Source organism: Cellulophaga baltica, assembly GCF_018861125.1.
Lineage (GTDB): Bacteria > Bacteroidota > Bacteroidia > Flavobacteriales > Flavobacteriaceae > Cellulophaga > Cellulophaga baltica_A.
Window position 1 is genome coordinate 232,165 of record NZ_JAHKQN010000020.1, and the last position, 14,457, is coordinate 246,621.

At 31.7% G+C, this 14,457-nt stretch carries 12 protein-coding genes; 2 read left to right on the forward strand and 10 right to left on the reverse strand.

Translation table 11 applies throughout. From position 1 onward, the window contains the following. Positions 1-8: 8 nt before the first annotated feature. The 3 genes from ffh to argS all read right to left on the reverse strand — a co-directional run bounded on the left by ffh (position 9) and on the right by argS (position 4,111). Positions 9-1,346 carry a signal recognition particle protein gene (gene ffh, locus KO500_RS11310; protein ID WP_215956659.1) on the reverse strand — a complete coding sequence of 446 codons (1,338 nt, stop codon included), beginning with the start codon at positions 1,344-1,346 and terminating at the stop codon, positions 9-11. 187 nt (positions 1,347-1,533) lie between these two features. Next, positions 1,534-2,316 (reverse strand): zinc-dependent peptidase, encoded by a 783-nt coding sequence (locus tag KO500_RS11315; protein ID WP_215956660.1) that lies wholly within the window; start codon positions 2,314-2,316, stop codon positions 1,534-1,536. Between the two features lie 16 nt (positions 2,317-2,332). Then, positions 2,333-4,111: an arginine--tRNA ligase gene (argS, locus tag KO500_RS11320; RefSeq protein WP_215956661.1), complete on the reverse strand. Its 1,779-nt coding sequence runs from the start codon at positions 4,109-4,111 to the stop codon at positions 2,333-2,335. 140 nt (positions 4,112-4,251) lie between these two features. Between argS and KO500_RS11325 the strand changes: the two genes are divergently transcribed. Continuing rightward, complete coding sequence (locus tag KO500_RS11325; protein WP_215956662.1) at positions 4,252-4,677, forward strand: hypothetical protein; 426 nt, start codon at positions 4,252-4,254, stop codon at positions 4,675-4,677. A 9-nt stretch (positions 4,678-4,686) separates the two neighbouring features. Further along, a complete protein-coding gene (locus tag KO500_RS11330) occupies positions 4,687-6,117 on the forward strand; it encodes an SDR family oxidoreductase (RefSeq protein ID WP_215956663.1) in 1,431 nt (476 codons plus the stop codon). Here KO500_RS11330 and ctlX read toward each other — a convergent pair. The 7 genes from ctlX to rplQ form a co-directional block, all read right to left on the reverse strand. Continuing rightward, entirely contained in the window at positions 6,114-7,043 is a 930-nt protein-coding gene (ctlX, locus tag KO500_RS11335) for a citrulline utilization hydrolase CtlX (protein WP_215956664.1), read from the reverse strand. The two genes, KO500_RS11330 and ctlX, sit on opposite strands and share 4 nt — an antisense overlap. Positions 7,044-7,078: 35 nt before the next feature. Further along, positions 7,079-7,990, reverse strand: a complete 912-nt coding sequence (locus KO500_RS11340; protein WP_215956665.1) for a dimethylarginine dimethylaminohydrolase family protein — start codon at positions 7,988-7,990, stop codon at positions 7,079-7,081. 106 nt (positions 7,991-8,096) lie between these two features. Further along, positions 8,097-9,380 (reverse strand): citrate synthase, encoded by a 1,284-nt coding sequence (locus tag KO500_RS11345; protein ID WP_215956666.1) that lies wholly within the window; start codon positions 9,378-9,380, stop codon positions 8,097-8,099. A gap of 138 nt (positions 9,381-9,518) precedes the next feature. Further along, positions 9,519-11,060: a glycogen synthase gene (locus tag KO500_RS11350; RefSeq protein ID WP_215956667.1), complete on the reverse strand. Its 1,542-nt coding sequence runs from the start codon at positions 11,058-11,060 to the stop codon at positions 9,519-9,521. Positions 11,061-11,206: 146 nt separating this feature from the next. Next, a complete protein-coding gene (gene eno, locus KO500_RS11355; protein WP_215956668.1) occupies positions 11,207-12,499 on the reverse strand; it encodes a phosphopyruvate hydratase in 1,293 nt (430 codons plus the stop codon). 117 nt (positions 12,500-12,616) lie between these two features. Beyond that, a complete protein-coding gene (carA, locus tag KO500_RS11360; RefSeq protein WP_215956669.1) occupies positions 12,617-13,729 on the reverse strand; it encodes a glutamine-hydrolyzing carbamoyl-phosphate synthase small subunit in 1,113 nt (370 codons plus the stop codon). 212 nt (positions 13,730-13,941) lie between these two features. Then, positions 13,942-14,436, reverse strand: coding sequence for a 50S ribosomal protein L17 (rplQ, locus tag KO500_RS11365; RefSeq protein WP_215956670.1), 495 nt, complete (start codon positions 14,434-14,436; stop codon positions 13,942-13,944). Positions 14,437-14,457: the final 21 nt, after the last annotated feature.

Consider the following 14,457-nt stretch of genomic DNA (forward strand, 5'->3'; position numbering starts at 1 on the left):
AAAAGAGATTATTTCATCCCTTTCATTGCTCCCATCATTTGCATCATTTTTTTACCGCCACCGCCTTGCATCATTTTCATCATCTTACTCATCTGATCAAATTGCTTAAGTAACTGGTTTACTTCTTGTATGGTTCTACCACTACCTTTTGCTACTCTCTTTTTTCTACTTGCATTAAGTTTTGAAGGTGTAGATCTTTCTAATGGAGTCATTGAATGTATGATTGCTTCAACATGTTTAAAAGCATCATCATCAATATCTAAACCTTTTAATGCTTTACCGGCACCAGGAATCATTCCCATAAGGTCTTTGATATTACCCATTTTTTTAATTTGCTGAATCTGACTTAAAAAGTCATCAAAACCAAATTGATTTTTAGCAATCTTTTTCTGAATCTTCCTACTCTCTTCTTCATCAAATTGCTCTTGTGCTCTTTCTACTAAAGACACAACATCACCCATCCCTAAGATACGCTCAGCCATACGCGAAGGATAGAAAACATCAATAGCTTCCATCTTTTCACCTGTACCAATAAATTTAATTGGTTTATTTACTACAGATTTAATTGAGATTGCGGCACCACCACGAGTATCACCATCTAATTTTGTCAGTATAACACCATCAAAATTTAAAATATCATTAAAGGCTTTAGCTGTATTTACTGCATCTTGCCCTGTCATGGCATCAACAACAAATAAAGTTTCTTGTGGCTTTATTGCTTTATGAACGTTTTCAATTTCGTTCATCATTTCTTCATCAACAGCTAAACGACCAGCGGTATCAATAATTACCACATTGTGTCCGTTTGCCTTTGCGTATGCAATACCTGCTTTTGAAATTGCAACAGGATCAGTATTTCCTCGATCAGAAAAAACTTCAACGTCTATTTGTTCACCAACTACATGTAATTGATCAACTGCCGCCGGACGATATACATCACAAGCAACCAATAAAGGTTTCTTTGTTTTTTTTGTTTTTAGATAATTGGCAAGTTTACCAGAAAAGGTAGTTTTACCAGACCCCTGTAAACCAGACATTAATATTACTGATGGATTTGACCCTAAGTTGATACCTTCAACATCACCACCCATTAACTCAGTTAACTCATCTTTTACAAGCTTCACCATTAATTGGCCTGGTTGTAAAGATGTTAATACATCTTGACCTAATGCTTTTTCTTTTACTCTATTGGTAAATTCTTTAGCAATTTTAAAGTTAACATCGGCATCTAATAAAGCTCTACGGACTTCTTTTAAAGTCTCTGCAACATTAATTTCTGTAATTTGTCCATGTCCTTTTAGAACATGAAGTGCTTTATCTAGCTTTTCGCTTAAATTATCAAACATAGTCTTACCTTAATTATCAAGAATTGCAAATTTAATAATAACAATGCGAAGTGTGAAGTGTGACAGCGAAATAATAAACTAATTATTAACTATTTTACTCTCTTAAATTGCTAAAATAGCTTGTTTAAATTCTGAAAGAAGACTAAAAACCACTATTTACATCCAAAATCATGTTTTAGGCTTTAAATTAAGTGCGATTAACGGGTTGATGGAAATCGAATTTTAGCATACTACCTATTAAAGCATACAACACCGGAAATTCAATTTTAAATTGCTCAGGAGTTTCTACATAATTCTCTGTAGCTACAGCAAAAAATTCATGCATATTGGTACGACTATACGCTCTAAAGTAATTACTATTTTCAAGTTTCTCATTAAAAGTTGAGCTATCAAACATATGATTTACTTTATCAATCTGCTTTTTGAAAAAACGAGCTTCTCTACTGTCTTCAATAATAGAATTAAAACTTAAAGCATGTGCAAATTCATGCACTCCTAAATTTTTATTATCATTTGGAATTTGAAAACCTTGTTTTACGTGCAATGCAGAAACTACTATTGTTTTTAACCCGGGGTTGTATTCCCCAATATGATCTTGTCTCGTAATTTTAGAATAATATTGATCAGGATAAATTATAATTCGTTCAATTGCTGGAATTTTATAATTTTTTAAACCCAAAGTAAGCATCGTTGCTGTTGCACTTAACAACAATGCCATATCATCGTGCCTTGGTATTTCTCCATTAAAAACAAATTGTTTGTCTTTCCGAAACCTAAGTAGTCTGTATTCAAACTTTTGCTTTTGCCTTATAGATAGCTTTTTATATACTGGAAAATTGTTTAATATAATTTTCTTTTCTGATAAAGTAAGTGGTTCTATTTTAGCAAAATATAGGCTATACGCATAATGTAATATGTATAAAAAGTAAGCAAGAATTGCCAACAAAAAAAGTATAGGTCCTATTACCATAAATTAATTTAGAATTCTACATACGTTCTGGCACATCAATACCTAAAAGTTTAAATGATAACTGAATTACATCACTTACTTTTTTAGATAACTGTACTCTAAAGGCTTTTTTCTGATCATCAGCTTCTCCTAAAATTGAAACATTTTGGTAGAACGAATTAAATTCTTTTACCAAATCATAAGTATAATTAGCAATTAATGCCGGACTATAGTTTGATGCCGCCAATTGAATAGTTTCAGGAAATAATTGTAATTGTTTAATCAATTCCTTCTCTTTTTCATGAAGTTCTACTAATCCATCAACTGTAGCTAAATTTAACTCTTTTGCTTTTCTTAATATCGATTGAATACGCGCGTATGTATATTGAATAAACGGCCCGGTATTTCCTTGAAAATCTACCGACTCTTCAGGGTTAAATAAAATTCGTTTTTTAGGATCAACTTTTAAAATATAATATTTTAAAGCTCCTAAACCAATCATTTTAAACAAGTCTTGCTTTTCTTCACTAGAATAACCATCAAGCTTTCCTAATTCTTCTGATATTTCACCAGCAGTATTTGTCATGTCATTCATTAAATCATCAGCATCAACAACAGTACCCTCTCTACTTTTCATTTTTCCACTAGGTAAATCTACCATACCGTAGCTTAAATGGAATAAATTTTCAGACCATGAGAAACCTAATTTTTTCAAGATTAAAAACAAAACTTTAAAATGATAATCTTGCTCATTACCAACAGTATAAACCATACCGCTAACATCAGGATTATCTTTCACACGCTGTATTGCAGTACCAATATCTTGGGTCATGTAAACCGCAGTACCATCTGATCTTAAAACAATTTTTTCATCAAGTCCGTCTTCGGTCAAATCTATCCAAACGCTACCATCTTCTTTTTTGAAGAAAATTCCTTTTTCAAGTCCTTCAGCAACAATATCTTTCCCTAATAAATAAGTATTACTTTCGTAATATAAATTATCAAAATCTACTCCTAAATTCTTATACGTTACTTCAAAACCATCGTAAACCCATTGGTTCATTTTCTTCCAAAGAGCTACTACCTTTTCATCACCAGCTTCCCATTTTAAAAGCATTTGTTGCGCTTCTAATAAAATTGGCGCTTGTTTTTCTGCAACTTCTTTATCAGTACCTTTTGCAACTAAATCTGCAATTTCAGCTTTGTAAGCCTTATCAAATGCTACATAATAATTCCCAACTAACTTATCGCCTTTTAAACCTGTACTCTCTGGAGTTTCACCTTCTCCAAATTTTTGCCATGCCAACATACTTTTACAAATATGAATACCACGGTCATTTATAATTTGAGTCTTATATACTTTTTTACCCGAAGCTTTTAATATTTCAGCAACTGAGTATCCTAATAAGTTATTTCTAATATGTCCTAAATGTAAAGGTTTATTCGTATTTGGCGAAGAATATTCAACCATTACTGCATTTGAGTTATCTGGCTTTACAAATCCAAATGAATCATCTTTAGCAATAGCATTAAAATAATTTACATAAAAATTATCATTAACAACTAAATTTAAAAAACCTTTAATCACATTAAAGGAAGACACCTCTTCAACCTCATTAACCAAATACTCACCAATTTGATTTCCTATTTGAACAGGATTACCTTTTACAACACGTAACATTGGAAAAACGACCACGGTAATATCACCTTCAAAATCTTTTCGAGTAGGTTGAAACTCTACAGTTGGTAATTCGGCTTGGTATAATGATGAAACCGCTTCTTTTACTTTGGTTTCTAAAACGTTCTGGATATTCATAAATATGGACTTATCAGCCTGCAAAACTAATCATTTTTTAATCTTTTACAGTCAATATAATCTCTAAAGCACCCCTATTTTTGTTAACTTTATAGAAAATGTATTAAATTTTCTTTCAAATAAAATTTCAATCAAGTCTTATGCTCTTTAATGTATCTTATAATAACAAACAGATTACCACTAAAATTGATACTGAAGTTGGTAAACCATTTACGCTTAAAGAACGATGGAATATGAACGGTATTGGTTCACCAAAACTATTTATTATTAATACTAGCGTAACTATTAACAACCTACTAATACTTGACAATAACACCAATACTTGTAATATAGAATTAAGACCAAAAGGGATTATCATTAGGTTTAGGTCACTTTTAGAAACTTATGCTTTAGTAATTCCGTTTTACAAACTTGTTATTTACAAAGGTGATTTTGCAGCCTATACTGTATTTAGAGATCATAATTTTATAAAAATAAAAGCTGACACTAAAGCAATTCAAAAATATTTTAAAAAAATATTAGCTTACAAAGCAGATAACTCACCAACTTCTTTAACTGACTTATAACTAACTACTATGAAAATATTACTTACAGGCGCAAATGGCTATATTGGTATGAGACTTATACCCCAATTATTAGCACTTGGTCATCAATTGGTTTGTGCAGTTAGGGATAAAAACAGGCTTTCAGTTGACGAAGAAACCAAAGCGCAAATTGAAGTTATAGAGTTGGATTTATTACATGACGTTACCAACAACAAAATACCTAAAGATATTGATTTAGCTTATTTCTTAATTCACTCCATGAGTTCATCTACACAAGATTTTGATGAAAAAGAAGCTGTTACTGCACATAATTTTAATGATTACATGTCACAAACTAATGTGCAACAAGTCATCTATTTAAGTGGCATAGTTAATGACAATGAGTTATCTAAACACCTAAGCTCACGGAAAAATGTAGAAGATATTTTATATCAAGGTGATTTTAAACTTACTGTTTTAAGAGCCGGAATTATTGTAGGTTCAGGAAGTTCTTCTTTTGAAATTATTCGTGATTTATGTGAGAAATTACCTTTCATGATTACTCCAAAATGGGTGCTTACTAAAACACAACCTATTGCCATTAGAGATGTTATTAACTATTTAACAGGTGTTATAGGCAACGAAAAAACATACAATGATTCTTTTGATATTGCTGGACCAGATGTTTTGACTTATAAAGAGATGTTACATCAATATGCCAAAGTCCGTGGTTTTAAAAACTGGATTGTTACCATACCAATTATGACTCCTAAACTTTCATCATACTGGTTGTATTTTGTTACAGCTACGTCATACAAATTAGCAATAAACTTAGTAGATAGCATGAAAATGGAAGTTGTAGCCAAAGACCAAAGGTTACAGGATATTTTAAAAATTAAGCCCTATACCTACACACAAGCTATTGATATGGCTTTTAAAAAGATAGAGCAAAATCTTGTTATTAGTAGTTGGAAAGATAGTATGGTTAGTGGGCGATTTCGAAAGAATATTGAGAAACATATTCAAGTACCCAAATATGGTGTTCTTACCGATAAAAAAAGTATTACTTTAAAAGACTCCAAATTAGCTTTAAATAATATTTGGCGTATTGGTGGCGAAACAGGGTGGTATTACGCAAACTGGCTTTGGAAAATTAGAGGTTTTATTGATAAAGTATACGGTGGTGTTGGTTTGCGACGTGGCCGAACGCATCCTGATAAAATCTACACTGGTGATTCTTTAGATTTCTGGCGTGTTTTATTGGCTGATAAAAAGAATAAACGCTTATTACTTTTTGCTGAAATGCGTTTACCTGGTGAAGCTTGGCTTGAATTTAAAATAGATGAGCAAAATGTATTACATCAAACTGCCACGTTTAGACCTCGAGGCCTCCGTGGCAGATTATATTGGTATAGTGTATTACCGTTTCACTTTTTTATTTTTGGAGGTATGTTGCGTGGTATTGCTACAAAAAAAGACTAGCCTTTTGGTAAAAATACTTCTGCCATCATACAACGTGCACTACCACCACCGCAAGTTTCAATAGTATCAAGAGAACTATGAATAATTTCGCAATGGTTATTTATCTTTTTAATTTGATCTTCTGTCAAACTATTAAAAGCTGCTGAACTCATTGCTAAATAACGTTTATCATTTGAGCCTAAGACTTGCAACATATTTCCTGCAAACTGATGCATTTGCTTTTCTGTTATTCTAATAATTTCTTTTCCATCATTATTCAAATGTTCCAATACAGCTTTTCTTTCTTTTTTATCATCAATGGTATCCGCACAAATGATTGAGAATTTTTCTCCCATTGCCATCATTACATTAGTATGATAAATTGGCATACGCTGACCATCAACAGATTGATTTGCCGTAAATATTACAGGGAAGTAATCAAAATCTTCACAAAACTCAATAAACAGTTCTTCATCTGCTCTATCAGAAAGTGCACAATACGCTTTCTTATGCATTCTATCTAACAAAATACTACCTGTACCTTCTAAGAAAAAACCTTCTTCTTCTGCTGATGTGTAATCAACAACATTATTAATGACAAACCCTTTTTCTTCTAAAACTTCAAAAATATCCTCTCTACGCTCATTCCTTCTATTTTCAGCAAACATTGGGTACAAACCAACAGTACCGTCTTCATGAAAAGAAATCCAGTTATTAGGGAAAATAGAATCTGGAGTATCAGGGGATTTAGTATCATCTACCACAGTAACTTGTACTCCTTTCTCTCTTAAAACAGTAACAAAAGCATCAAACTCCGTCTGAGCTTTTTTATTTATTTCAGCATTTTTAATATCAAGATCTTCTTGAAAATAGTTGTTTACAGCGGTTTGCTCGTTTTTACGAAAACCAACTGGTCTTATCATTAAAATACTATTGGTAATTTGCATATGCCTTGTCAGGGGTTTTTAAAACAATTAATCTATTATTCTCTTATTAAAGGCATTGTACTACAACGTAACAAGCCTTCTTGTTTTGAGATTTCAGCATACGGAATTTCTTCAACCGTAAAACCTTGCTCTCTTAACCAGTTATTTAATCTTGTAAAGCTTTTTTCTGAAACAATAACCTCTTGTGAGATTGAGAAAACATTACTAAACATAGCATACATTTCATCTCCTGTAATTTCAAAAACATTTTCTTTTCCAAAATAATTAACCAACCAATTATACTCTTCTTCAACCAAAAAGCCATTTTTATGTAGTATTGCTTTATTTTTTCCAATAGGCTGAAAACAACAATCTAAATGCAATGCATTCTCTTTTGCGTTTGTAGATTTTCGTAATTCAAAAGACTTCACCGTTTTATTAGGGAATATCTTTTTAAAATGTGCTACAGCTTCACCGTTTGTTCTAGCTGTAATTTGATCAGGATAATCATCACCTGTATAAGTACCTATAAAAATATGATCATTCCAAGGCATTACATCACCTCCTTCAATATGTACTTCTTCTGGTAAGTGAACAATTTTTGAAGCTTTAATTTGTGCTAACACATGATTTATTGCTTGGTACTCTTCTTCCCTATCAGGTAATATGTTTGCTTTAAACAAAACATTATCAATCACAAAAGCAATATCTCTTGAAAAAATCTGGTTACAATCTTTTAAAACCTTAGGTCTAAAAACTTCAACATCATATTTTTTTAAAACAGTAGCAAAAGCATCCATCTCAAAAATCATATCTTTTTCTAACGGATATGTACCTGCAATTATATGTTCTAATGATTTAGGGTCATACGCCTCTTCAATAGTAGGTATAGGCCCGCAGCTTTCAGCCGTACCTAATATTACCGCCTTTAATTTTGAAGTTTCATTTTTAACATTTAATCGAAGCATATTGATTTTTATGTATTAAGTAGCCAAAAATAAACATATCATAACAAAAAACTGCCTTTTTGTATGAAAACAAAAAGGCAGCTTGTATTAAAATATTGTAAACTATTTATCTCTTTTCCACAGGAACAAAAGATCTTAAATTTTCACCAGTATACACTTGTCTTGGCCTACCAATTGGTTCATTATTTAAACGCATTTCTCTCCATTGAGCAATCCAACCTGGTAATCTACCCAATGCAAACATTACTGTAAACATTTCTGTTGGAATACCTAAAGCTCTGTATATAATACCTGAGTAGAAATCTACATTAGGATATAATTTTCTATCAACAAAATATTGATCTTCTAAAGCTTCTTTTTCTAAACCTTGGGCGATAGCTAAAATTGGATCATCAATACCTAAATCACCTAAAACTTCATCTGCTGCAACTTTGATGATTTTTGCTCGAGGATCAAAGTTTTTATAAACTCTGTGACCAAAGCCCATTAACCTAAACGGATCTTCTTTATCCTTAGCTTTAGCCATGTACTTTTTAGTATCACCACCATCAGCCTCAATAGCTTCAAGCATTTCCAATACAGCTTGGTTTGCCCCACCGTGAAGTGGACCCCATAAAGCTGAAATACCAGCAGATAATGAAGCAAATAAACCAGCATGAGAAGAACCTACGATACGTACAGTTGATGTAGAACAGTTTTGCTCATGATCAGCATGTAAGATTAAAAGTTTATCTAATGCATCTATAATAATCTTATTTTTCTTGTATTCTTGATTAGGTTTTTTAAACATCATTTTATGAATGTTTTCAACATAACCTAAAGTATCATCACCATAATCTAATGGTAATCCTTTTTTCTTACGCATTGCCCAAGCTACTAACACTGGGAACTTAGCCATGATACGTACTATTGCCCAATACATCTCTTTTTCAGAAGTAACATTTACTGATGTTGGGTTAAATGCAATAAGTGCACTTGTTAATGATGATAACACACCCATTGGATGTGCAGATTTTGGAAAACCATCTAAAATCTTTTTCATTTCTTCATCTACGTGAGATTCAGATTTAATATCATTATGAAAATTTTCTAATTGTTCAGAATTTGGTAATTCTCCGAAAATTAATAAATATGCTACTTCTAAAAAATCAGCTTTTTCTGCTAATTCTTCTATTGAATATCCCCTATAACGAAGAATACCTTTTTCACCATCTAAGAAAGTGATAGCACTTTTACAAGAGCCTGTATTTTTATAACCCGGGTCAATTGTTATAATTCCTGATCCTGCTCTTAATGTTTTAATATCAATTGCTAATTCTTCTTCTGTACCCTTTATAATTGGAAATTCATATTTTTTTCCATTGTATTCTAATGTAGCTTTTTCTGACATGTGTTTTTTTAACTTTTAGTACTTCGTAAATTTAAGAAAAAGACCAATGATTCACAATTCAAAAAAACTCATTTGTTGTTTTATTAACAAAAGTTATAATAAAATAGTTATTCTAAACCAGAAAAGCCTTTTTACTTGCTATATCGTTATAGCATATAATAATTTGTAGTATTCATCGACCGATTTTTCCCAAGTAAATCGTTCTTTTTTTGCGTTTGCTTTAATTTTTGACCACTTAATTTTATCATTCTTGAAAATATCAAGCACAATATCGAAAGATTCAATCATATTTTCTATTTTCTCTTCTGTGGAATTTCCATCGAAAACAAAACCCGTTTTTAGGTGTTTTACAGTATCTTTTAATCCACCCGTATAATGAACCAAACACGGGTGACCATTCCGCATTGCCAACATTTGACTTATACCACAAGGTTCAAATAAACTTGGCATAAAGTATAAATCAGACTCCAAATAAATACTATCAATTAAATCTTCTGACTGTCCATTGGTGAAAATAAAGTTATCGTGCTCATAACTTATTTTACGAAACATTTCTTCATATTCTGGAGCTCCAGTTCCTAAAAGCATGAAAATTCCGTTCTCTTTTTTAAGCTTTTCAAGAATACGAACAAATGCATCAGGAGAATGTTTAAAAAAGTAAAATTTCTGTTCTGTTAACCTAGCAACACTTGAGACAATAAAACCTGGTTTCTGATCTACATAAGTCATTATTTTTTCTCCTGTATGGGCTAAAAAATCTGACTTATATTTTTTAGATTCTTCTTGCAACCAACAAAAAAGTGCTTTTACAATATTTCTATATAACCTTCCTTTTTTTGCTGCTCTTATATTTTTGTAATTAGAACCATTTAATATACCAAACAAACGTCCTTCATTATCTGCAACCTGCAAATCATACTCTACATTTTCACCTCCAATAAACACTGGAGGATTACTTGGCTTTAAGACATCCTCTTTGTATGATGGTGAAACAGTATGCACAGCATCAGCAAAACGAACACCTACAGCCATTAAATTAATACAGTCTCTGTAACGGTAATCTAGTAAACGCTCATAGTCTAATGGAATATCAGGAAACCAATTTTCCATTGATGAATAATTACCTCCAAAAGGTCTGATACCCTGTATTGCTAAATTATGAATGGTGTAGACAATTCTTGATTGTTTTAAAATAGTGTACTCATGATGATATTCTCTTAAAAACAGAATTAAGCTTGAATGCCAATCATGCAAATGAATAATATCAACCGTACCAAATGCATTCTGTTTTACGGCCTGAGCGACAGCTGTGCAAAATATAATGTATTTAATAGCATCTGTATAAAAAGGCTCTTCTGGATCGTTATGATAAATGTGAGCTATATCACCAGCTTCTATCTCTGGATGATGTATTACGTAATATGACAAATTATCATATTCTTTTTTTGGTGCAACTTTGTAAAGTTCTGCAGTATACTCAACACCTCTTAAGTAAAAATATAAATTCTCAACAAACTCACCTTCTTTATGTAGTCTAGAGTATGAAGGCACAACAGTATGCACACTATCTCTTCTTTCTGATATTTGGCGTGGCACATCTCTAACAACATCACCCATACCACCTGCTTTGCATTTGGCTATTGCATCATTTTCAGCAGCAACAAAAAGAAAATTATTCATACATGGTTTTTTATAAAAATGAATTTTTGATTACATACATCAATATAATTATTTAATTCTTTAAAAAGTTAAAGATTTTATATAATTAACAAAAAAAAGCCTTTCTAATTACAGAAAGGCTTTTTTATATTATCAAAACGTAAATATTAGCTTAATTTAAACGCTTTTTCTTGTGGGTAATATGCCATATCACCTAATTCTTCTTCAATTCTAAGTAATTGGTTATATTTTGCCATTCTATCAGATCTTGAAGCTGAACCTGTTTTAATTTGTCCTGTATTTAAAGCTACAGCTAAATCAGCAATAGTATTATCTTCTGTTTCCCCTGAACGGTGAGACATTACTGAAGTATACCCAGCATTTTTAGCCATATTTACAGCTGCAATAGTTTCAGTAAGTGTACCTATTTGGTTAACTTTAATAAGTATAGAGTTTGCAGTTGCATTCTCAATACCTTTAGATAAACGCTCTACATTAGTAACAAATAAATCATCACCAACTAATTGAACTTTATCACCGATTTTTTCTGTTAAAGATTTCCATCCATCCCAGTCATTCTCATCCATACCATCTTCAATAGAAATAATAGGATATTTAGTTGATAAATCAGCTAAGTATTGTGCTTGCTCTTCAGAAGTTCTAATTACACCTGTTTCACCTTCAAACTTAGTATAGTCATATTTACCATCAACATAAAATTCTGCAGCAGCACAATCTAATGCAATCATAACATCATCACCTAATTTATAACCCGCCTTATCAACCGCTTTTGCAATAGTATCTAAAGCATCTTCAGTACCACCAGCTAAATTTGGTGCAAAACCACCTTCATCACCAACAGCTGTACTTAAACCTCTATCGTGTAATACTTTCTTTAAGTTATGAAAAATCTCAGTTCCCATTTGCATTGCATGAGAAAAAGATGCCGCCTTAACTGGCATTACCATAAATTCTTGAAAAGCAATAGGTGCATCAGAGTGAGAACCACCATTAATAATATTCATCATTGGTACTGGTAAAGTATTTGCACTTACACCACCAACGTATCTATATAAAGGCATAGACAATTCTGCTGCCGCTGCTTTAGCAACTGCTAAAGAAACACCTAAAATTGCATTAGCTCCTAATTTAGATTTGTTTGGAGTACCATCTAAATCTATCATAGTTTGATCGATAAGATTTTGCTCAAAAACAGACATGCCAATAATTTCTTCAGCGATATCAGTATTTACATTAGCAACCGCTTTTGTAACACCTTTACCCATAAATGCTTTACCACCATCTCTTAACTCAACAGCTTCATGCTCACCAGTAGAAGCTCCAGATGGAACTGCCGCTCTACCTAATACTCCATTTTCAGTAATTACATCTACTTCAACCGTAGGATTACCTCTTGAATCTAAAATCTGCCTTGCATGAATGTTAATTATGATACTCATATTTTTAATTTTGAATTTATGTTTAAATCGCTGTAAATATACAAAAGTAAGGTGTTAGAAAATAGCCACAACACCCTAAAAACTGTGACAAATAACCTAAATTTAAACTATAACGTTTTAGTTAGCTTTAGTTTTTATCATATCAAAAAACTGATCAAATAAATAATCAGCATCATGTGGTCCAGGACTAGCCTCTGGGTGATATTGTACAGAAAAAACATTTTTATCTTTCATTTTTATACCCGCAACTGTCTTATCATTTAAATGCACGTGAGTAACTTCAACATTTTCATTCGCTTCAGTTTCTTCTCTATTAATAGCAAAACCATGATTTTGAGATGTAATTTCACCCTTACCTGTTTGCAAGTTCATTATTGGATGATTAATTCCTCTATGACCATTATGCATTTTATAAGTTGAAATACCATTTGCTAGAGCAATAACTTGATGACCTAAACAGATACCAAATAAAGGTTTGTTTTCAGCAATAATATCTTTGGCTGTATTAATAGCGTCATTTAAAGGTTCTGGATCACCAGGACCATTTGATATAAAATAACCATCAGCATCAAAGTCTTTCATATTTTCAAAACTACTATTAAAAGGGTATACTTTAATATAAGCATCTCTTTTAGCTAAGTTTCTAAGTATGTTCTTTTTAATGCCTATATCTAAAGCCGCAATTTTATAAGTAGCATCTTCATCACCATAAAAATAAGGTTCTTTAGTAGAAACTTGAGAAGCTAACTCTAAACCTTCCATACTAGGAACTTCTGCTAATTGCTTTTTAAGCCCTTCCAAATTATCAACATCAGTAGAAATAACAGCATTCATAGCCCCATTATCTCTAATATAACTTACTAATGCACGAGTATCAACATCCGAAATTGCTAATAAATTATTATTACCTAAAAAATCTTCAAGACTTAAATCTGCTTCAGCTCTTGAGTAATTATAACTGAAATTTTTACAAATTAATCCTGCAATTTTTACTGATTCAGATTCAATTTCTTCAGATGCAGTACCATAATTACCAATATGAGCATTAGTAGTTACCATAAGCTGACCAAAATATGAAGGATCTGTAAAAATCTCTTGATAACCAGTCATACCTGTATTAAAACAAACCTCTCCAAAGGCTGTTCCTTCTTTATCACCAACTGCCTTACCATGAAAAACAGTTCCGTCAGATAAAAGAATTAGTGCTTTTTTTCTAGTTTGATATTTCATTCTGTATTAATCTATATTATAGTTTGACAAAAATAATTTAAAAATAAGTAAGCTTAAATACTTACTTGTTAATTTATGAAGGGTTTAGAAAATCTAACATATTAATTCAATCACGTATACTTTATAATATTCCCTCCAAAAAAAACATAAAAAAAAGGATAAGCTTTTCAACTTATCCTTTTTCAATAATATTATAAATCAAAATTCATTATCTATTCTTCTGATTTAGTTTCTGCTGGTGCTTCTGAAACAGGTGCATCTTCAGTCTTTTTAGCTCTACTTCTTCTAGTAGTTTTCTTAGCAGGTGTTTTAGATGCGTTGTAAAGTTCATTGAAATCTACTAACTCAATCATTGCCATATCAGCATTATCACCTAAACGAGTTCCTAATTTGATAATTCTAGTGTAACCACCTGGACGATCAGCAACTTTTTCTGCAACTTGGCCAAATAATTCTGTTACAGCATACTTATCTCTAAGGTTTTTAAAAACTACACGTCTATTGTGAGTTCCCTTTTCAACTGTTTGGTTGTTTTCAACTTTAGCCTTTGTAATCAATGGCTCTACAAACTGTTTTAAAGCTTTGGCTTTAGCCACAGTGGTATTGATTCTTTTGTGCTCAATTAGGGAACAAGCCATATTTGCAAGCATTGCAACTCTATGTGCTTTTTTTCTACCTAAATGATTAACTTTTTTACCGTGTCTCATTATTGTTTATCTTTTTCTTCC

Bases quoted from the DNA above. Each gene is read 5' to 3' on its own strand.
- KO500_RS11330 (WP_215956663.1), top strand. From the start codon at position 4,687: ATGAAAATATTACTTACAGGCGCAAATGGCTATATTGGTATGAGACTT.
- KO500_RS11315 (WP_215956660.1), bottom strand. From the start codon at position 2,316: ATGGTAATAGGACCTATACTTTTTTTGTTGGCAATTCTTGCTTACTTT.
- ctlX (WP_215956664.1), bottom strand. From the start codon at position 7,043: ATGCAAATTACCAATAGTATTTTAATGATAAGACCAGTTGGTTTTCGT.
- ffh (WP_215956659.1), bottom strand. From the start codon at position 1,346: ATGTTTGATAATTTAAGCGAAAAGCTAGATAAAGCACTTCATGTTCTA.
- argS (WP_215956661.1), bottom strand. From the start codon at position 4,111: ATGAATATCCAGAACGTTTTAGAAACCAAAGTAAAAGAAGCGGTTTCA.
- carA (WP_215956669.1), bottom strand. From the start codon at position 13,729: ATGAAATATCAAACTAGAAAAAAAGCACTAATTCTTTTATCTGACGGA.
- eno (WP_215956668.1), bottom strand. From the start codon at position 12,499: ATGAGTATCATAATTAACATTCATGCAAGGCAGATTTTAGATTCAAGA.
- KO500_RS11350 (WP_215956667.1), bottom strand. From the start codon at position 11,060: ATGAATAATTTTCTTTTTGTTGCTGCTGAAAATGATGCAATAGCCAAA.
- KO500_RS11340 (WP_215956665.1), bottom strand. From the start codon at position 7,990: ATGCTTCGATTAAATGTTAAAAATGAAACTTCAAAATTAAAGGCGGTA.
- KO500_RS11325 (WP_215956662.1), top strand. From the start codon at position 4,252: ATGCTCTTTAATGTATCTTATAATAACAAACAGATTACCACTAAAATT.
- KO500_RS11345 (WP_215956666.1), bottom strand. From the start codon at position 9,380: ATGTCAGAAAAAGCTACATTAGAATACAATGGAAAAAAATATGAATTT.
- rplQ (WP_215956670.1), bottom strand. From the start codon at position 14,436: ATGAGACACGGTAAAAAAGTTAATCATTTAGGTAGAAAAAAAGCACAT.